At 61.5% G+C, this 20,744-nt stretch carries 18 protein-coding genes; 5 read left to right on the forward strand and 13 right to left on the reverse strand.

Translation table 11 applies throughout. The annotated features are described in order from the left end of the window. The first annotated feature begins 143 nt into the window (after positions 1–143). The gene (gene queF / locus B2M20_RS10605; protein ID WP_079446988.1) at positions 144–620 is read left to right on the forward strand and encodes a preQ(1) synthase; all 477 of its coding nucleotides are present in this window, start codon (positions 144–146) and stop codon (positions 618–620) included. A 15-nt stretch (positions 621–635) separates the two neighbouring features. Here queF and B2M20_RS10610 read toward each other — a convergent pair whose 3' ends face one another. Next, entirely contained in the window at positions 636–1,847 is a 1,212-nt protein-coding gene (locus tag B2M20_RS10610; RefSeq protein WP_079446989.1) for an MFS transporter, read from the reverse strand. Further along, complete coding sequence (gene kdsA, locus B2M20_RS10615) at positions 1,844–2,707, reverse strand: 3-deoxy-8-phosphooctulonate synthase (protein ID WP_079447050.1); 864 nt, start codon at positions 2,705–2,707, stop codon at positions 1,844–1,846. The genes B2M20_RS10610 and kdsA overlap by 4 nt, the downstream gene beginning before the upstream one ends. 139 nt (positions 2,708–2,846) lie before the next feature. Here kdsA and B2M20_RS10620 point away from each other — a divergent pair, with 139 nt between their 5' ends. After that, positions 2,847–3,203 (forward strand): PAAR domain-containing protein, encoded by a 357-nt coding sequence (locus B2M20_RS10620; RefSeq protein ID WP_139372882.1) that lies wholly within the window; start codon positions 2,847–2,849, stop codon positions 3,201–3,203. A gap of 107 nt (positions 3,204–3,310) precedes the next feature. Here B2M20_RS10620 and B2M20_RS10625 read toward each other — a convergent pair whose 3' ends face one another. The 3 genes from B2M20_RS10625 to tpiA form a co-directional block, all read right to left on the reverse strand. Next, a complete protein-coding gene (locus B2M20_RS10625; RefSeq protein WP_079446990.1) occupies positions 3,311–4,942 on the reverse strand; it encodes a CTP synthase in 1,632 nt (543 codons plus the stop codon). A gap of 165 nt (positions 4,943–5,107) precedes the next feature. Continuing rightward, complete coding sequence (secG, locus tag B2M20_RS10630; RefSeq protein ID WP_079446991.1) at positions 5,108–5,497, reverse strand: preprotein translocase subunit SecG; 390 nt, start codon at positions 5,495–5,497, stop codon at positions 5,108–5,110. A 199-nt stretch (positions 5,498–5,696) separates the two neighbouring features. After that, positions 5,697–6,449, reverse strand: coding sequence for a triose-phosphate isomerase (tpiA, locus tag B2M20_RS10635; RefSeq protein WP_079446992.1), 753 nt, complete (start codon positions 6,447–6,449; stop codon positions 5,697–5,699). Between the two features lie 254 nt (positions 6,450–6,703). Between tpiA and B2M20_RS10640 the strand changes: the two genes are divergently transcribed. The 3 genes from B2M20_RS10640 to trpC are packed head-to-tail and all read left to right on the forward strand — an operon-like array spanning position 6,704 to position 10,467. Further along, the gene (locus B2M20_RS10640; protein WP_079446993.1) at positions 6,704–8,611 is read left to right on the forward strand and encodes a peptidylprolyl isomerase; all 1,908 of its coding nucleotides are present in this window, start codon (positions 6,704–6,706) and stop codon (positions 8,609–8,611) included. A gap of 37 nt (positions 8,612–8,648) precedes the next feature. Further along, a complete protein-coding gene (gene trpD, locus B2M20_RS10645) occupies positions 8,649–9,662 on the forward strand; it encodes an anthranilate phosphoribosyltransferase (RefSeq protein WP_079446994.1) in 1,014 nt (337 codons plus the stop codon). Positions 9,663–9,672: 10 nt separating this feature from the next. Then, a complete protein-coding gene (gene trpC / locus B2M20_RS10650; protein ID WP_079446995.1) occupies positions 9,673–10,467 on the forward strand; it encodes an indole-3-glycerol phosphate synthase TrpC in 795 nt (264 codons plus the stop codon). 287 nt (positions 10,468–10,754) lie between these two features. Here trpC and B2M20_RS10655 read toward each other — a convergent pair whose 3' ends face one another. From B2M20_RS10655 to B2M20_RS10690, 8 genes are all read right to left on the reverse strand, one after another. After that, complete coding sequence (locus B2M20_RS10655) at positions 10,755–12,413, reverse strand: arylsulfatase (protein ID WP_079446996.1); 1,659 nt, start codon at positions 12,411–12,413, stop codon at positions 10,755–10,757. An 85-nt stretch (positions 12,414–12,498) separates the two neighbouring features. Further along, positions 12,499–13,887 (reverse strand): BatD family protein, encoded by a 1,389-nt coding sequence (locus tag B2M20_RS10660; RefSeq protein ID WP_079446997.1) that lies wholly within the window; start codon positions 13,885–13,887, stop codon positions 12,499–12,501. Beyond that, positions 13,884–15,419 (reverse strand): VWA domain-containing protein, encoded by a 1,536-nt coding sequence (locus B2M20_RS10665; RefSeq protein ID WP_079446998.1) that lies wholly within the window; start codon positions 15,417–15,419, stop codon positions 13,884–13,886. The genes B2M20_RS10660 and B2M20_RS10665 overlap by 4 nt, the downstream gene beginning before the upstream one ends. Further along, complete coding sequence (locus tag B2M20_RS10670; protein WP_079446999.1) at positions 15,412–16,404, reverse strand: vWA domain-containing protein; 993 nt, start codon at positions 16,402–16,404, stop codon at positions 15,412–15,414. The genes B2M20_RS10665 and B2M20_RS10670 overlap by 8 nt, the downstream gene beginning before the upstream one ends. Further along, on the reverse strand, positions 16,397–16,876 hold the full coding sequence (locus B2M20_RS10675; RefSeq protein ID WP_201789017.1) for a DUF4381 domain-containing protein: 480 nt from the start codon (positions 16,874–16,876) through the stop codon (positions 16,397–16,399). The genes B2M20_RS10670 and B2M20_RS10675 overlap by 8 nt, the downstream gene beginning before the upstream one ends. Further along, on the reverse strand, positions 16,869–17,861 hold the full coding sequence (locus B2M20_RS10680; RefSeq protein WP_079447001.1) for a DUF58 domain-containing protein: 993 nt from the start codon (positions 17,859–17,861) through the stop codon (positions 16,869–16,871). The genes B2M20_RS10675 and B2M20_RS10680 overlap by 8 nt, the downstream gene beginning before the upstream one ends. Before the next feature lie 10 nt (positions 17,862–17,871). Continuing rightward, complete coding sequence (locus B2M20_RS10685) at positions 17,872–18,906, reverse strand: AAA family ATPase (protein ID WP_079447002.1); 1,035 nt, start codon at positions 18,904–18,906, stop codon at positions 17,872–17,874. Between the two features lie 75 nt (positions 18,907–18,981). Next, positions 18,982–20,631: an arylsulfatase gene (locus B2M20_RS10690; RefSeq protein ID WP_079447003.1), complete on the reverse strand. Its 1,650-nt coding sequence runs from the start codon at positions 20,629–20,631 to the stop codon at positions 18,982–18,984. Between the last annotated feature and the right edge of the window lie 113 nt (positions 20,632–20,744).

Genomic DNA, 20,744 nt, shown 5'->3' on the forward strand with positions numbered 1-20,744 from the left:
TCGTGACGCCCTCGTGACGAGCCCGTCAGGATTGGCTATCAGCAGAGATTCGCGAAAAGATCATGCGCGAATAAATCTATTTGCAGCGTAATCGATGCAAAACCGGCTCCACTTCTGTTGCTCCCGCTTTGACAGAGACGATCATGCCAGGAAAGCTCCTCTCTTCGCCAAAATCGTCTCCTTTGCAACTCGGCCGCGCCGTGGCGTGGCCTGATTCTCCGGAGAAGGCAAAACTCGACCGTGTGCCCAATCCCCAGAGGGGCACCAATTATGTCGCGCGGTTCACGGTGCCGGAGTTTACCGCGCTGTGCCCGGTCACCGGTCAGCCGGATTTTGCGCATTTGGTAATCGATTATGTGCCGGGGTCCTGGCTGCTGGAGTCGAAATCGCTCAAGCTCTATCTCGCGAGTTTTCGCAATCACGGGGCCTTCCACGAAGACTGCACGGTGGCAATCGGCAAGCGCATCGTCAGCGCGGTCAGGCCGAAATGGCTGCGTATCGGCGGCTACTGGTTTCCGCGCGGCGGCATTCCCATCGACGTATTCTGGCAGACAGGCACGGCGCCGAAGGGCGTCTGGATTCCCGATCAGGCCGTCCCGTCCTACCGAGGCCGAGGTTGAGCGGACAGAGGTTCTTTAACGCGCGCGTGAGGCGGCCCTCCCGGTCAGTAGCCCCGCACAAGCCAACCCGAGAATTGCGATGACGACGGCGTTCGCGGCAAGCGTGGGAAATTTTCCGGCCCAGGAAAGGCTCACTCCATAGACGATCGGACCGGCAGTCTGCCCCATGTAAAAGAAGAACGAATGCAGCGACAATGCCGTCGCCCGCGCCTGCTCGGATAATTCGCTGGCGAACACCTGCAGGCAGCCATGCAGCATGTAGAAGCCCCAGCCCATCAGGATGAAGCTGAGCATCTGGATATGCCAGTCCGGACCGAAGGCTACCGCGACAAGTTGCACCGCCACCATCATTGCGCCTGATATCATCAAGCCGCGTACGCCGAGCAGCGACAGGAACTGCGATATCGTCATGGTGTAGAACAGGCCGCCGACGGCAAATCCGGCGATGACGATGCCCGCGATCGAAAGCCGGGTTTCACCGAGTTCGAACAGAAACGCCGCGACGTAGGGAAACAGTCCAAGTACGCAGCAGCCTTCGATGAAAACAGCAGAGTAGCAGACCTTGGCGTTGGAATTGCTGAAGATCTGCCGATAGCCTTGTCGCAGATCGGCAAACTTCATCCGCCGCGAGGTTGCGATCGCGTCGCCGCGGTGAAATCCAAACCCAACAGCAATCGAGGCCGCAAAAACCAGCGCTCCGAGCACGACAAGCACACCGCGCCAGCCGACGAGATCGCCAATCACGCCGGAAAACGAGGCGCCCAGCAGGTTGCCTCCCATCGTACCCGCGATGGTCCGGCCGATCGCCACCTGGCGCTGCGGCACCGGCACCAGGTCGCTCGCCATGCCGAGCGCGACCGGGAAAACACCGCCCGATGCTATCCCCGCAAAGACGCGCGTCGCGAACAGCGCGCTGTAGGACGAGCACAATGCGCCGACGACGTTCGAAATGCCGAGCAGCACCAGGCACATCAACATCAGCCGCCCCTTGCCGAAGATATCGGCTGCAGCGCCGATCAGCGGCTGCACGACTGCAAACGAAAATGCGGTGACCGCCGAAAGGCCGGCTGCGGTGGCGACCGTCACCGACAAATCGTCGGCGACATGCGGCAACACCGGGTCCATCGCACGCGTCGACAGGCTCGCCGCGAAGGTGGCCAGAGCAATGATATTGAGGAGCGGCGGCAGTCTGTGCTTTTCGGCCGCTGCCGGGGGCACCGATGTCATTTCGGGTGGGCCGGATCGGTCGCCTTCGCCAGCGCATCAAACGCCATCAGCCTTCGCACCAACGCCTCGAACTCACGCAACGGCACCATGTTGGGGCCGTCCGACGGCGCATGATCGGGATCTGGATGGGTCTCGATGAACACGCCGGCGACGCCGACCGCGACCGCCGCACGCGCCAGCACCGGCACGAATTCGCGCTCACCGCCAGACGAGGTACCCTTGCCGCCCGGCTGCTGCACGGAATGAGTCGCATCGAAGATGATGGGCGCGCCGGTGGTGCGCGCAAGGATTGGCAGCGCGCGCATATCGGACACCAGCGTATTGTAGCCGAACGATGCGCCGCGTTCGGTCACTAGCACGTTGCGGTTGCCGCCGCCGGTGATCTTGGCAACCACGTTCCCCATATCCCATGGCGCCAGAAACTGCCCCTTCTTGACGTTGATGACCTTGCCGGTCGCCGCCGCTGCCAGCAAAAGGTCAGTCTGCCGGCACAGGAATGCAGGTATCTGCAGCACATCGACCGCCTGCGCGACCTCGGCGCATTGGGCTGCCTCGTGGACGTCGGTCAGCACAGGCAATCCGAGCGATGACCGAATCTCTGCGAAAACCGGCAGCGCCTGCTTCAACCCGATCCCCCGCGCGCCCGAAGCGCTGGTGCGGTTGGCCTTGTCGAACGAGGACTTAAAGACAAGGCCGATGTTCAGCCGCGCGGCGATTTCCTTCAGCGCGCCGGCCACTTCGACTGCGTGAGCACGGCTTTCCATCTGGCACGGGCCGGCGATGATCGACAGGGGCTGGTCCTGGCCGAAAGTTACGGAGCCGACGGAGACGACGGGCGCTGCGGAGACGGACTGGTTCAAGGTGAATTCCTTTATCGGCGGACCATGCGGGGCCGCAGCGGCGGGATCAACCCGCATGCGCGGAATGCGAGCGTGCGCGCGAAGCATAGCCCCCTCGGGACCGGTTTGATAAGCTTTGCGGCATTGTCCCGGAGGCCAAATGCGACTGCCCCTTATTGTTTTTACCGTCTCTGCATATGCCTTTATCGGTGCGGCTCAACTGGGACCGGCGCGGAGCCAGACGCCAAACCCAGCATCGCAATCGTCGGGCGTTGTGACCGGCGGAAGTCAGGACGTGATGGTCAACGGCAAACCCGCCGCACGTCAGGGCGACTCTACGACCGGCGGCGCGTTGATCGAGGGATCGTCTAACGTCTTCATCAACGGCAAACCCGCAACGGTGACCGGCGACCGAACCGGATGCGGCGGCTCGGTCACTTCTAGCGGCCATGGCGTATTCATCAACGGCAAGCCGATGGCGCGTCAGGGCGACCGGACATCCGGGTGTGCAAAATAGCTATAGCGTTTTCGAGCGAAGTGGATACCGGTTCGCGTGAAGAAAACGCGTCAAAACAACAATCTAGAGCGTCGCTTCTAATTTGGTCGGAAGCGGAGATGCTCTAGCTACACCAGCCGGCTCTGCACCACCGCTGCCTGGATGAACGAGGCGAATAGCGGGTGCGGCTCGAACGGCCGTGACTTCAGTTCTGGATGGTATTGCACACCGATGAACCAGGGATGATCTTCGTACTCGACGATCTCCGGCAGCACACCGTCAGGCGAGAGGCCCGAGAACAGTAGTCCGTGGTGCTCCAGGCGGTCCTTATAGGCCGTGTTGACTTCGTAGCGATGACGGTGCCGCTCGGAAATCTCCAGCGCCCCGCCGTAGATTCCGGAGACGCGGCTGCCGCGCCTAAGCGCCGCCGGATAGGCGCCAAGCCGCATGGTGCCGCCGAGATCCCCAGCCTTCGCGCGCTTCTCCAATTCGTTGCCACGCAGCCATTCGGTCATCAGTCCGACCAGCGGCTCGCTGGTCGGACCGAATTCGGTCGAGTTAGCGTCTGCAATTCCAACCAGATTGCGGGCCGCCTCGATCACGGCCATCTGCATCCCAAAGCAGATGCCGAAATACGGTACACGCCTTTCGCGAGCGAACCGCGCCGCCTTGATCTTGCCCTCGGCGCCGCGCTGGCCAAAACCTCCCGGCACCAGAATGCCATCGACATGTCCGAGGAAGGGTGCGGCATCTTCGTTTTCGAACACTTCACTCTCGATCCAGTCGAGATTGACTTTCACCTTGTTGGCGATACCGCCATGGGACAGCGCCTCGATCAGCGATTTGTAGGCGTCCTTCATGCCGGTGTACTTGCCGACAATCGCGATTGTCACCGCTCCTTCCGGATTGCGGATGCGCTCGTTGATCTCATGCCAGCCTTGCAGCGCCGGAGGCGCAGCCGGCTCGATTCCAAACGCCGCCAGAACCTCGTCGTCGAAGCCTGCGGCGTGATAGACTTCCGGCACGGCATAGATGTTATCTGCATCGCGCGCCTCGATCACGGCGCTTTCCCGGACATTGCAGAACAATCCGAGCTTCCGGCGCTCTTCCTTGGGGATTTCCCGGTCGGTGCGGCACAGCAGGATATCGGGCTGGATGCCGATGGATCGCAATTCCTTCACCGAATGCTGCGTAGGCTTGGTCTTCAACTCGCCAGCGCTCGGGATAAACGGCAGCAGCGTCAGGTGAACGTAAATCGCAGCACCGCGCGGGAGATCGTTCTTGATCTGCCGGATCGCCTCGAAGAACGGTAGCCCCTCAATGTCACCCACCGTGCCGCCAATCTCGCACAGCACGAAGTCATAGCCATCATTGCCGTCGAGGATGAAATGCTTGATGGCGTTGGTGACATGGGGAACCACTTGGATCGTAGCCCCAAGATAGTCGCCGCGGCGCTCCTTGGTCAGGATGTCCTGATAGATGCGGCCGGTGGTGATGTTGTCCTGCTTGGTCGCGGGGCGCCCGGTAAAGCGCTCGTAATGACCGAGATCGAGATCGGTCTCAGCACCATCGTCAGTCACGAACACTTCGCCGTGCTGGTAGGGCGACATCGTTCCCGGATCGAGGTTGAGGTAGGGGTCGAGCTTGCGAAGGCGAACCTTGTAGCCACGCGCCTGCAACAGCGCGCCGAGCGCTGCCGAAGCCAGACCTTTTCCGAGCGAGGAAACCACGCCGCCGGTGATGAAAATATACCGCGCCATGGGTCTCAACCTTTAAGGCTCCCGAGACGATTCGCCAAAACCAATCCCAGCCGTCAGCCGAAATCGGATCGGCTATGGGTGACTTCAAAATTCAAACGATTGCAGTCTCTTGGCAAAGGCTTTTGATGCAGAGCGGTAATCCCGGTTCTGCATCAATGCCCCGCTTTATTGCGAACGCGGCGCTTGCGGACCGGCGGGCGCCGGCGGGGCCGGCTGGTCCGATTGTTTCAGCGAATCGAGAAGGCCGCCGCCGGAGGGCGGAGTTACCGGGGTCGCGCCTCCTGCCGGCTGGGACTGCGACGCTGGGGCTCCATCCAGGATCGAACCCGGATTTTGATGGACGCCCGCAAGCCATGACAGGAACAGGCTGGTCACGAAAAAGCCAGCCGCAAGGAAGGCCGTAGTACGCGTCAGCAGATTCGCGGTGCCCCGGCTTGACATAAATCCGGCGCCGCCGCCCATGCCGAGGCCGCCGCCTTCGGACTTTTGCAGCAGCACGATGATGGTCAGTACCGAAACGATGATCAGGTGGATTACGATAACAACGGTCTGCATCTTGGCCTTCCATCACAGCGCGCGCCCGCCAGCCGGAGTCACGATCTTGCGGGGCTTGCTTGCGGGGCTTGAGAAGTTCGCCTGACGGACTCGCTGACACTGAAAGCGAACTTCTGAACCGCCACACTCGGCGGTATCTACACGATCAGGCGCGACGTTGTCACCCCCGCAGGGTCGCTGGGCACCACGAGATGAACGGTCAGGCAACGGCTTGGGCGATCCCAAGGAAATCTGCCGCCTTGAGGCTGGCGCCGCCGATCAACGCCCCGTTTACATTCGGAACCGCCAACAACTCCGCAGCGTTCGACGGCTTCACCGATCCGCCATAGAGGATACGAACTTTCGCCCCCTCCATGCTAAACCGTTCCGCGAGCTGTTCGCGGATAAATCTATGGACTTCCTGAACATCTTCTGATGTCGGCGTGCGTCCGGTGCCGATCGCCCAGACCGGCTCGTAGGCCACGACGAGATTGGTGGCGGTCGCGCCGTCCGGCAGCGAACCCGTAAGCTGTTGTCCGACCACCTCAAGCGTCTGACCGGCATCACGCTGGTCCTGGGTTTCACCGACGCAGACGATGGCGATCAACCCCGCCCGCCAGGCGGCTTCGGTTTTTTGCCGCACCAGAGCGTCGGTCTCTGCATGATCGGCGCGGCGCTCGGAATGGCCGACGATGACGGCGGTGGCGCCCGCATCCGCCAGCATCTCGGCGGAAATATCGCCCGTATGAGCACCGGAGGGTTTGGGATGACAATCCTGCCCGCCGATCCGCACCGGTGAGCCCTGGACCGCACCCACAAACGCCAATACCAGCGTCGCCGGCGGACAGATCAGCAGATCGGCTTTTTGCGCGGGGCCGTCCGCACCTGCGATCATCTGGCCGAGCTCGCTGGCCGAAGCCTTGAGGCCGTTCATTTTCCAGTTTCCAGCAATCAGCGGTCGCAGCCCGGTCATGGATCTCTCATGGATGATTTTGACGTTGCGCCACCTCGGTATACCGGCGATCCGACGCCGAAGTTGGCGGACCTTGCTAGCAGAGGTTATCGGCCGGGGCCAGTCTCCGGTACCCGGTGCGGCTTATGGTCGAGGCGTTCCACTGAGGTTGCGACGGCGCGCTTGCCACTTTATGATGCGTTATCAACTCGGTGACGCCCTCGCGCGGCTTCCGCTCAGGTGCGACCCGCTTCCCTCCTACAAAAGACGGACCCATGCTTCGAGGAATACGCAACGCCTCATCAAACTGGCTCGGCAAGGCCATCATGACGATCGTGATGGGCTTGTTGATCGTCGCCTTCGGCATCTGGGGCATCGCGGATATCTTTCATGGCTTCGGCCAGTCGTTGCTGGCTACGGTCGGCAGCACCGAGATTTCGACCGAGCAGTTTCGGCAAATCTACACCGACCGTCTGCAACAGATCGCACGCCAGTTCGGCCGCGCGCTGCCTCCCGATCAGGTCAGGGCCCTCGGCCTCGACCGTCAGATTTTGCAGCAAGTGATTGCGGAAGCTGCGCTCGATGAGGACGCCCGGCGCAAGGGCCTCGCAGTTTCGGATAAGGAAATCAGCCGCCAGATCATGACCGATCCCAACTTCAAGGGGGCTCATGACGCCTTCGATCCGGCGCGCTTCGCCGGCCTGATCCGACAGCTGGGGTACACCGAGCAACGCTATGTCGCCGAGCAGCGGCATACGACGCTGCGTCGCCAGATCGCGGGAACGGTGACGGCCGGCGTCGAACCTTCAACGAAGTTGCTGGAGGCGCTGAACCGCTTCCAGAACGAGCAACGGACCATCGATTACGTCAAGCTCGGCGCGGCACAGGCCGGAAGCATCGATCCTCCCACGGCGGACCAATTGTCCAGTTATTTCAACGCCCACAAGGTGCAGTTCCGCGCGCCGGAATATCGCAAGATCGCATTGGTGATGCTGACGCCCGAGGAGGTCGCCAAATGGACGGCGGTGTCCGACGACGACACCAGAAAGGTCTATGAGGAACGCAAGAACAAGCTGTCCACGCCCGAACGGCGGCAACTCCGGCAGATCATGTTCCCCAACATCACAGACGCTCAGGCCGCACGGGAGAAGATCACCAGCGGCGCGTCATTCGACGATATCGCCAAGGAGCGCGGCCTTGCAGCGTCCGACATCGACCTTGGTACGATCCCGAGATCCGAGATCGTTGATCCCGCCATCGCCAACGCAGGGTTTGCGATGAAGACCGACGAAATCAGTCAGCCGATCCAGGGCAAATTCGGTGTCGCGCTGATCAAGGTCGGCCGCATCGAGCCAGGAAATCAGCCGACGTACGAAAGCGTTGCCGAAAAACTGAAGCACGATGTCGCGGTTGAACGCGCGCGCTCCGAGATCAACAACCTCCACAATAAAATGGAGGACGAGCGCGGCGGCGGCGCAACCGTCATCGAGGCCGCCAAGAAGCTTGGACTGACCGCGGTCACTATCGAGGCCGTCGACCGGTCGGGACGTGCACCGGACGGCAAACCCGTTACAGGGCTTCCGCAGGGAGTCGACCTGATCGCGCAGGCATTCGCCAGCGATGTCGGCGTCGACAACGAAACGCTGCAACTCGGTAATAATGGTTTCGTTTGGTTTGACCTTCTCGGCGTCACACCCTCGCGCGACCGTACCCTCGACGAGGTCAAGGACAAGGTCGAGGCGGGGTGGCGCGACGACCAGATCAGCGGCCGTCTACTAACCAAGGCCACGGACATGGTCCGCAAGCTCGACCAGGGCGGCAAGCTCGCCGACGAGGCAGCCGGACTCGGTCTCAAGGTCGAAAGCGCGAGTGCTATTAAACGCGACGCCACAACGACCGAATTGCCTGCCGCCGTGGTCGCCGCCGCATTCCGCGTCGTCAAAGGCGGAGCCGGCCAGGCTCCGGGCGCGGGTCACGAGGAATGGATCGTTTTCCGCGTCACCGACGTGACGGTGCCGCCGCTCAATCTTGCCTCCGATGAGATGAAGAAGCTGCGTGAGGGCATCCAGCGCAGCCTGTCGGATGAATATGTCGGCCAGTACATCGTCAAGCTCGAAGGCGAGATTGGCACCACGATCAACCAGGCGGCCGTGGCGCAAATCATCGGCGCCAGCAACTTCTGACGGGGACCGACGCGCTCCCGTATTCCGAAAGCATCCGATGGACGATCTCAAGGTTCTCATTGGAAAAGTCGCTACCGGCGCGACTCTGACGCGTGAGGAAGCTGCATCCGCGTTCGACCGTATGATGTCCGGCGAAGCAACGCCCTCGCAAATGGGCGGGATTTTGATGGCGCTGCGCGTGCGCGGCGAAACCGTCGACGAAATCACCGGGGCGGTCTCGGCGATGCGATCGAAGATGCTGCGAGTCAAAGCGCCCACGGACGCGGTCGATGTGGTTGGCACCGGTGGCGACGGCTCAGGCTCAGTGAATGTCTCAACCTGCGCGTCGTTCATTGTCGCAGGTGCCGGCGTGCCCGTCGCCAAGCACGGCAACCGCGCGCTATCCTCTAAATCCGGAGCTGCCGACTGCCTCGCTGCGCTCGGCATCAAGATCGACCTCACCCCTGAACAGGTGGGCCGCTGCGTCAACGAGGCCGGCATCGGCTTCATGTTCGCACCATCGCACCATCCCGCGATGAAGAATGTCGGCCCGACACGCGTCGAACTCGCGACCCGCACCATCTTCAATCTGCTGGGGCCACTGTCCAATCCCGCCGGCGTCAGGCGGCAGATGGTTGGCGTGTTCTCGCGGCAATGGGTGCAACCGCTGGCGCAGGTGCTGAAGAACCTCGGTTCCGAATCGGTATGGGTCGTTCACGGCTCGGATGGCTTGGATGAGATCACCCTCACCGGCCCGACCTTCGTGGCCGCACTCGAGAACGGCAGTATCCGCTCGTTCGAGGTGACGCCGGAGGACGCGGGATTGTCGCGCGCGGGTGGCGATGCGCTGAAAGGCGGCGACGCCGAAGCAAACGCAATTTCCTTACGCGGGGTGCTCGAAGGCAAACCCGGCGCCTTCCGCGATGTCGCCCTGCTCAACGCGGCGGCGGCCCTGATCGTCGCGGGCAAGGCGAAAGACCTGAAGGAGGGCATCGCGCTTGGCACGAAATCACTCGACGGCGGCGGCGCCATGAACAAGCTGAAGCAGCTGGTTGCGGTTTCCAACGGGTAAGGACGGTGACGTGGCCGACATCCTGATCAGGATCGAAACCTATAAGCGCGAGGAGATTGCGAGCGCAAAGCGCGCACGTTCCCTCAGTGACGTCACGGCCGCCGCAAAAGCCGCTTCGCCGCCGCGCGGCTTCGTCCAAGCCATCCGCAGCAAGCTCTCCAAGGGAGAATATGCCCTGATCGCCGAGGTCAAGAAGGCCTCGCCCTCGAAGGGCTTGATCCGCGCCGACTTCGATCCGCCTTCCCTCGCCCACGCCTATGAGTCCGGCGGTGCCGCTTGCCTCTCCGTTCTCACCGATGCGCCATCATTTCAGGGCCATCTCGACTTCATGGTCGCCGCCCGCGCCGCGACGTCGCTGCCGGTGCTGCGCAAGGATTTCATGTTCGACACTTATCAGGTTGTCGAGGCGCGGGCGCATGGAGCGGACTGCATCCTGATCATCATGGCCGCGCTCGACGATGCTGCAGCGAAAGACATCGAGGCGGCTGCGCTCGAACTCGGCATGGATGTGCTGCTCGAAATTCATAGCCGCGAGGAGTTGGATCGTGCGCTCAAGCTGCGTTCGCCGATGATCGGAGTTAACAATCGCAATCTGCGCACGTTTGAGACGACGCTCGAAACCAGCGAAGCGCTGGCGCCTCACATTCCGAAAGATCGGCTGATGGTGGGAGAAAGCGGTATCTTCACGCCGGACGATCTCGCGCGGCTCGAACGGGTTGGCATCTCCACCTTCCTGGTCGGCGAAAGCCTAATGCGGCAAGCCGACGTCACCGCCGCAACCCGCACGCTGCTCAAGCATGCGTAGCCTCGTCTTGCTTCCTTCTCCCCTTTTGTTAGCTGATCCCGGCACGCTATAGCGCTGTCCGGGTGAGGATGGCGGCTGCACCACGCGGTTGCGAACGAGGTCGGCGAAAATCTCGCTTGCCTGTGTCGTCTCCAATTCGATTAGAACTGTGAAGCCGATCCCAGGCAGGCGACAACGCCACACCGTCAAGGCCATTGACCGCCGCAATCTACTTCTCGGAACATCGGCACTATTCCATACCCGCGACGGACCGCAGTATCGCGGTCCGTCGCCAACCGTTGTGCTGGTCAGTTCTTGCTCGGATTCCCTATTGTCAGCTTTTCCATCACATCGCCGACGGTGAAGCTTGCCGCTTTGGCGCGCGGAGGGAACTCCTTGAAGCTTTCGATGTATTTCGCGACGACAGCCTGCGCGGGCACCAGCAGGAAAGTCCGGTCGATTAACCACTTGCCATAGTTGATGCTGTCATCGCCCTTCTCGAATGGATCGGCGCGCAGATTGTACAGTTTGGGCGCGCGCAGTTTGGTGAACTGGCCCGTCCACGGTCCCATGGGAGCCTTTGGAGTGAGCTCCGTGTTCTGCTCCAAAAACGACGCCTTCCAATTGCCCACCCGCAACGCCATCAGGTCACCATCGTCGCTCCAATAGAGGAACTCTTTGCGCGGCGATTCTTTCACCTCGCCCTTGAGGAAGGGCAGCAAGTTAAATCCATCGAGATGAACCTTGAAGCTCTTACCGTTGAGCGTTGAGCCCGTCCTGAGCTTTTCGACCAGGTCTGGATCACCATTGGCCGCCGCGAACGTCGGGATGAAGTCCTCGTGCGCGCAGATGTCGTTGACCACAGTTCCGTGCTGGATCACGCCCGGCCATTTGATCAGGCAAGGCACCCGGAAAGCGCCTTCCCAATTGGTAGCTTTTTCGCCCCGGAATGGCGTCGACCCACCGTCAGGCCACGTGAACGCCTCCGCGCCATTGTCGGTGGTGTAGACGACGATGGTGTTCTCAGCGATACCCAAATCATCGACGAGCTTCAGCAATTCGCCAACCATGCCATCATGCTCGACCATGCCGTCCGGATAGACGCCAAGGCCGGTCTTGCCCTGCGACGCCGCCTTCAGATGCGTGAAGATGTGCATCCGCGTCGAGTTGAAATAGCAGAACCACGGCTTGTCGGCCTTGTGCTGCCGGTTGATGAAGTCCTTGGCAGCGTCAAGAAACTCCTGGTCGATCGTCTCCATGCGCTTGGTGTTGAGCGGACCGGTATTCTCGATCTTGCCATCGGCGGTCGACTTGATGACGCCGCGCGGTCCGAACTTCTTCCGGAACTCCGGATTCTTGGGATAGTCAGGGTTCTCCGGCTCCTCCTCGGCATTGAGGTGATAGAGGTTGCCGAAAAACTCATCGAAGCCGTGCGCGGTCGGAAGATGCTCGTCGCGGTCGCCGAGGTGGTTCTTGCCGAATTGGCCGGTGGCATAACCGTATGTCTTAAGAACGTCTGCGACGCTGGGATCATGCGGCCCGAGACCAAGTTCTGCACCAGGCAGACCGACCTTGGTGAGGCCGGTGCGAACCGGCGTCTGTCCGGTGATGAAAGCAGCGCGGCCAGCGGTGCAGCTCTGCTGGCCATACCAGTCAGTAAAAACGGCGCCTTCCTTGCCGATCCGGTCGATGTTGGGCGTGCGATAGCCCATAACGCCCATGTTGTAGGCGCTGACATTGAACCAGCCGATGTCGTCGCCCATGATGAACAGGATGTTTGGTTTCTTGCCACCGGCCGGCCCATTTGATGGAGACGCCGGCTTGGTCCTGTGTGCCTGCGCCATGGCTTCCGATGTCAGTGCCGCGGCTACGACCAGCGATGACGAGCCAAGCAGCATGGCGCGGCGATTGAAGGTTGACGCGTTAGGGCCAGCAACATGACCCTTATTCTTTTCTTCCCTGCTCATTTGAAACTCCTGAACGTTTGAAAACAGTACGATGATTGGGTGAAGAAAGCCTGCGTTCGAGCTTGTGAGATTGTGAGTGCCCCTATTATCTGGCCGGCTTGCGCCAACTCTCGGTTGACGCTTTCGGAATACCCATCGGATTGATGTGCTGAGGCAACTGCCGCTTTGCGCCGCGACTGGCCACCTGCCTACGCAAGTTGCGGCGCGCGGCCCCAACTCGCCACAGCAAGCGGCGTGACGACCATTCACCGGCGTTGCGGTGCGACGCGAACAATTGTTGCTCGATCGATCCGATTTCGGAGTCGAGCACGGGATCGGCCGCTGCGGCCTTAAAAGCTTTGATCGTGCGATCTGACGCAACGGGTTCGAACCGTTGCAGCCAGTCAAGCATTGCAAAGTACACCGTGCGAGCATCGCCGCTGCCTGCTACGCGGCGAAGGCGACGGAACGACCAGGCTTCGGATTGCAGATATGTCTTCCGCCGCTGCTGATACGCTGCCGTGATCGATCTTGCCGCGGCCGGCGCGAACCAGGCGATCACGGCAAATGCGGTTGCAATCAGCGCTGCCAGCAGCCAGTGCTCGGCAATACCATCGCGAACGGCGGACCAATTCCATCGCGCGCGGGCTCCGTCGGAAATTGTCCCTTGCGCGGCCGGATTAGCAACGACCTGGAATGACATCGCGTCCAGGTGCGCCGTCTCCACTTTGCCTGCGCCGACATTCCACCATCCGATGTCGATTGCCGGCAAACTGAATTGACCCGATTGTTGCAGCATGTGCGTGACCTGATCGATACGGCGCGACACAAGCACCCCGGTTCGGGAATCGTACTTGTCCTGGAACTCCGGTTGTGCCGGATAAGCTTCGGCTACAGGCGAGCGGACAAGAGGCAGAGGCGGCAACAGCATCGCCGGCGTGCCGTCGGCTTCGATCGTGACGGTGCGGACAACGGAGTCGCCGACCTTGAGATGATCGGACGAAGGCTTGATCTCCTGGTGAACAACAAGCCGTTGGGCGGAGACGAATGGATCGAGCGCCTGCGCCGCATCGGGAATGACTGCCTGGAACGACAAAGACGGAATGCGCACAACCGTCTCGCGCGAGTCTGGAGGGTCGACCGCGTAAGTAACTGTCATCGACCGCTCCGAAATGGCGTAAGCGCCCGGCTCTTGCGGATAGAGCAGAAATTCGTACCGCACTCCGGCAAAGCTCACGCCGTCTACCTGTTCCGACATGTTGATCGTCGACCCGTCATGCGTGACGGCATTGCGGATCTGGAATGCCGGCAGCACCGGCGGCTTTGTCATGTAGTTGGGCACCAGAACGTCGAGGGTCAGCGTCGCGCTCTGGCCGACGACGACCGTCGCGGGATCGAGCTTGGCGCGCACGATCGGCTCAGTAGCCACAGTTTGTTGCGCATCTGCGTTAGCGACAGACAGCGCAAATAGCGCGAATGCGGCCAGTGTTCTCATCGCGGCGAACTCCCGACCGGCGTTGAGCCGCTGTTCGCCTGTATCGCGAACTTCAGTTTGAGGAAATCCGCCGGCGTCGTCTGCACCTGACGCATCCAGGCGTCGGCGGCGCCAGCTGTCGTCATGTCGTTCGGTGCAACTTTTATGCGTTTGCCACCCTTCTGCTTTTCGTCGATCTTGGTTTCATCGGGCTTGAGATCAGGCGGGGCGGCGTCTTGTTGCTCATCCTTGCGCCGTTTTTCCTCGGCAGCCTCAAAAGCTTTCTTGACGATGGCGAGGTTAGTCTTTGCCGCGACGTTGTCTGGCTGCTGCGCCAATACGTCGTCGTAGGCTTTGATCGCCTTCTCGTAGGCATGGTTTTGTGCCTCGGCATTGCCGAGTGCGAAACGGCCTTCGACCGTCTCGACCTTCCGAAAGGCCTCCGCGGCAGCCAGAAAATCGTAGGCGCGATAGGCGGCGATTCCACGCCACATCGGATCGGCAAACAGTTTTGACGCGCTCGCATAGTCGCCGCGGTCGAAGGCAATGCGTCCTTGCTGATCCGGCGTCAACCAAAGGCTCGCGAAGCGTGCCAGCGCTTCGGCGGGCTGCGCCTTGGCTGGGTGTCCATATAGCAGGAAGAGTACCAAGACCCATTGCACCGTCATGCCCCGGCGAAACCAGAGCGCACCGAGCAGCACTATCGGCCAAAGCAACCAAAATCCCTCGTCACGCCAGCGCGTTCCACTTTCTTCCGCCTGGGCGCTCTCGAATTGGGTGTCGATACGGCGCTCCAAAGCTTGGATGTCCGACTTGTCGACGGTGACCTCAACGTTGTCGACTGGGATACCAGCGGTGTCCTGCGGCGGTCTGACGCTAAGCATCACCACGCCGTTGCGGCCTGCGGCCTTTCGCATTTCGCTTGCATCCGTGGTTCCGACGCCATCGGCTACCAAGAGAACAGTCCCCGCAACCGGTTCGCCTTGAAGAGACGTTGCGGCAAGTGCGAGAGCCGCGACTGGGTTTTTACCCTGCACCGGCATCAAGCCGGGCGTCAGCGCCGCCAGAAACGGCTCGATGACGCGGCGATCATCGGTCAGCGGCATGACGAGATGCGCGCTGCCGGCGTAGGCGATGAGGCCGGTGCGGGCGCTGCCTCGCGCGGCAAGCATGTCGAGGATCTTCTGCTTGGCACGCTCCAGCCGCATCGGAGCAACGTCGGACTGCCCCATCGATGCAGAAACATCCAGCGCGATCATCAATGGCGCTTTGTCCTCGACAAAGGGCGGCAACTCGCGCCGCCACGTCGGCCCGGCGAGCGCGACGGCGCCTAGTCCTAACGCCAGCGCAACAAGATAGGAGGGTTTGATATGCCACCGCCGCTGCGGCGTAACGATCATGTGCTTCAGCAGGCTGGGTGCAATGACGCCTCGCCATTGCAGATCGACACTGTCTCGCCGTGAGATAAGCGCCAGGATCAGCCCGGTTGGCACGAGCGCGAGCAGCCACCACGGCCGAAGGAAATGAAATGCTTCGACCGCCTGCTCAAGCATCGCTAGGCGCTCCGAAAGTCAGGCCGCGCAGCAGCAATACCGTCCAAAGTCCGAGACCAAGCACCACGGCTACACCGAGCGGCCACTGGAACAGCGGCAGCTTCGGCCTCCAGCTCTCGGTTTGCACCTTTACCGGCGCAAGCTTGTCGATGTCGGCATAGATCGCTCCGAGCTGCTCGCCGTTCTCGGCGCGGAAAAACCGTCCGCCCGTCGTGCTCGCCACTTCGCGGAGCGCCGGCAGATCGACGCGGTTTTCGCCGGAGGCTTCAGTATCCCCGACGCCGATCGTGTAGATCGTGAGTCCGCGCTGCTGGGCGATCTCAGCGGCATGCACAGGCGGCACCCGGCTTGCCGTATCGTTGCCGTCGGTGAGCAGGATCAGCACGCGCTGCTTCGTTTTGCTCGTATCAAATGTCTTGATCGCCAAGCCGATGGCGTCGCCGATGGCCGTCTGCTCGCCCGCCATGGCGACTGCGGTCTGATCTAACAGCATCTGGACAGTCTGCAGATCCTGCGTGAATGGCGCCTGCACAAAGGCGCGCGTCCCGAACAAGATCAAGCCAATGCGATCGCCTTTACGGCGGGCGATAAAGTCGCGAACGACCTGCTTCACGCCATCGAGCCGCTGCAGCATCTTCTGGTCGGGCGCCTTGAAGTCGGGCTGGCTCATCGAGCCGGAGATATCGATCGCCAACATCATGTCACGCGCCGCGATTTTATGCGTGATCGGATCGCCGACCCATTGAGGGCGCGCCAGCGCGGAAACCATCAGCAGCCAAATGATGACGGCAACAATCATCTGCAGGGGCAAGCGCCGCAAGATCACCGCGCCGGGCTGCGGCTTCTGCCCGGTCGCCTCGGCGACACGGGCGAAAAACGGAATCTGGACCGATGAGCGGCGCTCCCGATAAGGCGGCAACAGCCACCAGGCCAACAACGGCAGCGGCAAAAGGGCGAAGGCCCAAGGCCAGGCAAATTCAAGCATGGTGCGCCTTGATCCAGTGCCGGATAATACCGAAAAGCGCGCGGGGATCGTCAGCGATCGGCTGATAGGCTTCGCGCGCCAGCACTCGCCCCACACCCTCGGAAAAGTCTCGCGTGTTAGCGGTTCGGTCAAGAAACGCCAGCCATGCCTGGCCAGCCAGCGATGCGACCTGTCCCCGCGGAAAAGCAGCCAGCGCGGTGCGGCGGATCAACGACGCCAACGCGATGGACGTGCCGGCAGGATTCTCCGGATTCCACGTGCGTTGAATAGCCGCAAGCTCGGTCAGCGCCGCTCGACGATAGCGGTTGCGATACCACCAATAGGTCAGCCGCCACAGACCAAAGAGAAGGCCGGCCGTGGCAACGGCCAGCGCAATCCGCAGCGGCCATGTCTGGGGCCAAAGACTGATCGCCGGCGGCAGCGGAATGTCGATCAGGCCGGCGACTGGATCGGGTTGTGGAGAACTAGCCAAGGCTCGCCTCCGGAGATGGTGGATTTCCGCCTCCCCCGCCGCCGCCGCCCGGCAAACGGCCCATCAGGCGGCGCAGTTGAGGGGCGGTTTTCTCTGCAGCGCTCAGAGGCAACACCGGCACACCGATCTCGCGCGTCCACGCGAACACGTTACGCAGCCGCGCGTCAGTCGCCTCCTGAATGCCTTTGCGAACACTGTCACGGCCGACCTCCAGCATGATTTGCAATTCACCGTCGGTGACCGTCATGCGTGCCGATGAGGGCAGATCGCTTTGCAGCGGGTCGTGGACCAGCAACGCCACCACGCTGTTGTGCTGCGCCATGCCGCCGACCAAACGCTTGGTCGTGTCGTCGGCGCCATCGAAGTCACTGATGACAATGACGGTCGAGTCATGCACCGCGAGCCGCCGCGCTCGGTCGAGCGCACGATTGATCATTGCCGGTGCGCCCGAAAGGCCGCGCCCAACGCCGAGCGCCTGGTTCTGCCCAACGATATGCCCCAGCAGTTCGAGCACGTTCCGGCGGCTTCGTTGCGGCCGCACCTCGGCAAGTTCCGAGTCATTGAAAATGATGCCGCCAATGCGGTCACCCGCCGCGAGAATTCGCCAAGCGGCCAACGCCGCAGCCTGTGCGGCCGTCACTGACTTCATGGCGAAGCGGCTACCGAAGAACATTGATAGCCGCTGGTCGACCACGAGCAAGCCTTGGCGGTCGCGCTCTTCGTTGAACACGCGAACGTGGGGCTGCTGTAAACGCGCCGTCACCTTCCAGTCGATCGAGCGCACGTCGTCGCCGGGACGATAGTCTCTGATTTCCTCGAAGTTGAGCCCTCGCCCACGCATCCGCGATGCGTATCGGCCCGACAACAGGCTGTGGACAGGTTGACGAGGAAGAAACGAGACCCGGTGGCCTCGTTGCTCCAGCGCGATCAACTCGCCGAGATCGACATAGACGCCGGGAACCGCCGCTGCGCTCGCTGCCGGCATCGCATGCTCCTCACACCGGCGCCACCAGCGACGCGATTTTGTCGATGGCCTGATCGGCGGTGACGCCTTCGGATAAAGCCTCGTAGGTGAGGATCAGCCGGTGCCGCAGGCAGTCGTGCATCACCGCTCGGATATGATCGGGCGTCACAAACGATTGGCCGTCGAGCCACGCGCGCACCCGCGCGCAGCGGTCGAGCGCAAGGCTGCCCCGCGGACTCGCGCCGACCTGAATCCATTTGCTGAGCGGCTCCTTGTAGCGCGCCGGAAACCGCGTGGCGAAGATGATGTCGACCATGTAGCGCTGCGCAGCATCCGACACGAAAACACCGTCGATCTCGCGCCGCGCGTCGAAGATTGCCTGCTGCGGCACCGCGGCAGGCTCCGCTGCTTTTTCCTTTGACGCTTGCGCGACTTCCTCGCGGTTGAGCTTGATGATCGCGCCCTCGACGTCCTCGTCTGGATAGGTGATGACGACGTGCATCAAGAACCGGTCGAGCTGCGCCTCCGGCAGCGGATAGGTGCCTTCCTGCTCAATCGGGTTCTCGGTCGCGAGTACCATGAACAGCTCGGGCATCTTGTAGGTCTTGCCGGCGACGGTGACCTGCCGCTCCTCCATCGCTTCGAGAAGCGCCGACTGCACCTTGGCAGGCGCTCGGTTGATCTCGTCTGCCAGCACGAGGTTGGCGAAGATCGGCCCCTTCTGAAACTGGAACTGCCCGCCCTTGTCGGTCTGCGCGTAAATCTCCGCACCGGTGACATCGGACGGGAGCAGGTCCGGCGTGAACTGCACACGCGACAGATCAGCAGCGAGATTTTTGGCCAGGGACTTCACCGCGCGCGTCTTCGCGAGGCCGGGCAGACTTTCGATCAAAAGATTGCCGTTGCCGAGTAACCCGATCAACATGCTTTCGATCAGATGATCCTGGCCGAGGACGGATTTGCCGATACGCACCTTCAGGTCGAGGATGGCGTCACGGGCAGCGGATGAGCTCACTTTTACGGGCGCCGCACCGGTGGGAGGGCTCGCTACGCTCGCATCAGCCATCGGTTTGTTCCCTTCGACAAATAACGTACATGCTGGCCGGCATCATTGCCCGGCCAGCATGTGGTATTTCGGCTCTCAGCGTGTCTTAATACTTTCCAGATCTTTGAGCCGCTTCATCGCATCTTGCTGGCGCAGCAACGCATAGTTGATGCCGCCCGCATTGAGTGAGTTGCCTGTTTGGTACGGGTACTGATCGAAGTCGCTGAAGAACTCCTTGACCTTCGCCTGAACAGGTACGAGCAGCCAGATGTTGCGCGCAAGGAATTCGATGGCGCCACCTCCTTCTTCAAGCCCTCTCTCGTAGGGATCCATTCGCAGGTTGGTGATTAACGCCCATGCTGATGTCTCGCGAACGCCTGTTGCGATGTTACCTTTCGCTGTCGCGAAGCTCAGCTTCCAATCATTCCAACGGATCGCATTCAGGTTGCCGCCTTGGTCGAAGTAGTAGATCGTGTCGCGCGGCGGCTCCTTCGTTTCTCCCTTGAGGAACGGCAGGAAGTTGTAGCCGTCGAGATGAACCTTGAAGGTCTTGTTGCCGGCGTGGAATCCGGTCTTCATCCGCTCCTTGAGATCGGGAATACCCGCCGCTGCAGCGAGCGTCGGCATCCAGTCGATCAGCGAAATGGGCTCGTTGATTTGCGTGCCGGGCTTCACAACGCCAGGCCAGCGAACCATCATCGGAATGCGCATGCCGCCTTCCCATGTTGTGCCTTTCTCGCTCTTGAACGGCGTCATCGCGCCATCCGGCCACAGCGCAATTTCGGCGCCGTTGTCCGTCGTGTAGAGCACGATGGTGTTGTCGGCGATGCCGAGGTCGTCGAGTTGCTTGAGCAGTTCTCCCACCATCCCGTCATGCTCGACCATGCCGTCGGCATGAATGCCTTTGCCGGTCTTGCCCAGGGACTCCTTTTTAAGATGGGTGAAGACGTGCATGCGCGTTGAATTGAACCACACGAAGAACGGCCGGTTGGCGCGCGCCTGACGGCCGATGAAATCCTTGGCAGCGCCCAGGAACTCCTCGTCCACCGTCGGCATGCGCGCGACGTTCAGCGGACCAGTGTCCTCGATCTTGCCGTCCGCCGAAGATTTGATAACGCCACGGGGACCGTACTTTTTCCGGAATTCAGCGTCCTTCGGATAGAAGTAGCCCTCCGGCTCCTCTTCGGCGTTGAGGTGGTAGAGGTTTCCGAAGAACTCGTCGAAGCCGTGCTTGGTCGGCAAGTGCTCGTCACGGTCACCGAGATGGTTCTTGCCGAATTGGCCGGTCGCATAACCCTGCGTCTTCATGACGTCGGCGATGGTCGGCATCCAGTCCTGAATGCCGTGCGGGTCGCCCGGCATGCCGATAGTCAAAAGGCCGGTGCGGAACGGCTCCTGTCCGAGAATGAACGAGGCTCGCCCCGCGGTGCAGCTTTGCTGTCCGTAAGCATCGGTAAAGATCGCGCCTTCGTTCGCGATGCGGTCGATGTTCGGTGTGCGATAGCCCATCATGCCCATGGTATAGGCGCTGATCTGTGGAACGCCGATGTCGTCGCCGAAGATCACGAGGATGTTCGGCTTGCGGCCGGCCGCCGGCGCCGGGGGATGCCGCTGCGCCTGCGCCTGAGCGACGCGCGTGGACGCAGCAGCGCCGAGCGCCGCCGCTGCGAGCGACGTGCTGGCGAGCAAGAGCTTGCGACGATCCAGGGTGCCAATCTTCGACGTGTTCTGATGGTCCTTGCTCATCTTGTCCTCTCTTGAGTACCTTTGGATGAACTTTTCAACCAGCCAGCAATACGGCCGGCCAATCTATTGACGCGCTACTTCCACACTCACCATCTTGCTAACTGAACGATAAT

The sequence above is a fragment of the Nitrobacter vulgaris genome (assembly GCF_002028545.1).
GTDB classification, from domain to species: Bacteria; Pseudomonadota; Alphaproteobacteria; order Rhizobiales; family Xanthobacteraceae; genus Nitrobacter; species Nitrobacter vulgaris.

What these genes read in the sequence shown, in the direction of transcription:
- queF (WP_079446988.1), top strand. Translation starts at nt 144, where the DNA reads ATGCCAGGAAAGCTCCTCTCTTCGCCAAAATCGTCTCCTTTGCAACTC.
- B2M20_RS10610 (WP_079446989.1), bottom strand. Translation starts at nt 1,847, where the DNA reads ATGACATCGGTGCCCCCGGCAGCGGCCGAAAAGCACAGACTGCCGCCG.
- B2M20_RS10620 (WP_139372882.1), top strand. Translation starts at nt 2,847, where the DNA reads ATGCGACTGCCCCTTATTGTTTTTACCGTCTCTGCATATGCCTTTATC.
- B2M20_RS10625 (WP_079446990.1), bottom strand. Translation starts at nt 4,942, where the DNA reads ATGGCGCGGTATATTTTCATCACCGGCGGCGTGGTTTCCTCGCTCGGA.
- secG (WP_079446991.1), bottom strand. Translation starts at nt 5,497, where the DNA reads ATGCAGACCGTTGTTATCGTAATCCACCTGATCATCGTTTCGGTACTG.
- tpiA (WP_079446992.1), bottom strand. Translation starts at nt 6,449, where the DNA reads ATGACCGGGCTGCGACCGCTGATTGCTGGAAACTGGAAAATGAACGGC.
- B2M20_RS10640 (WP_079446993.1), top strand. Translation starts at nt 6,704, where the DNA reads ATGCTTCGAGGAATACGCAACGCCTCATCAAACTGGCTCGGCAAGGCC.
- trpD (WP_079446994.1), top strand. Translation starts at nt 8,649, where the DNA reads ATGGACGATCTCAAGGTTCTCATTGGAAAAGTCGCTACCGGCGCGACT.
- B2M20_RS10655 (WP_079446996.1), bottom strand. Translation starts at nt 12,413, where the DNA reads ATGAGCAGGGAAGAAAAGAATAAGGGTCATGTTGCTGGCCCTAACGCG.
- B2M20_RS10660 (WP_079446997.1), bottom strand. Translation starts at nt 13,887, where the DNA reads ATGAGAACACTGGCCGCATTCGCGCTATTTGCGCTGTCTGTCGCTAAC.
- B2M20_RS10665 (WP_079446998.1), bottom strand. Translation starts at nt 15,419, where the DNA reads ATGCTTGAGCAGGCGGTCGAAGCATTTCATTTCCTTCGGCCGTGGTGG.
- B2M20_RS10670 (WP_079446999.1), bottom strand. Translation starts at nt 16,404, where the DNA reads ATGCTTGAATTTGCCTGGCCTTGGGCCTTCGCCCTTTTGCCGCTGCCG.
- B2M20_RS10680 (WP_079447001.1), bottom strand. Translation starts at nt 17,861, where the DNA reads ATGCCGGCAGCGAGCGCAGCGGCGGTTCCCGGCGTCTATGTCGATCTC.
- B2M20_RS10685 (WP_079447002.1), bottom strand. Translation starts at nt 18,906, where the DNA reads ATGGCTGATGCGAGCGTAGCGAGCCCTCCCACCGGTGCGGCGCCCGTA.
- B2M20_RS10690 (WP_079447003.1), bottom strand. Translation starts at nt 20,631, where the DNA reads ATGAGCAAGGACCATCAGAACACGTCGAAGATTGGCACCCTGGATCGT.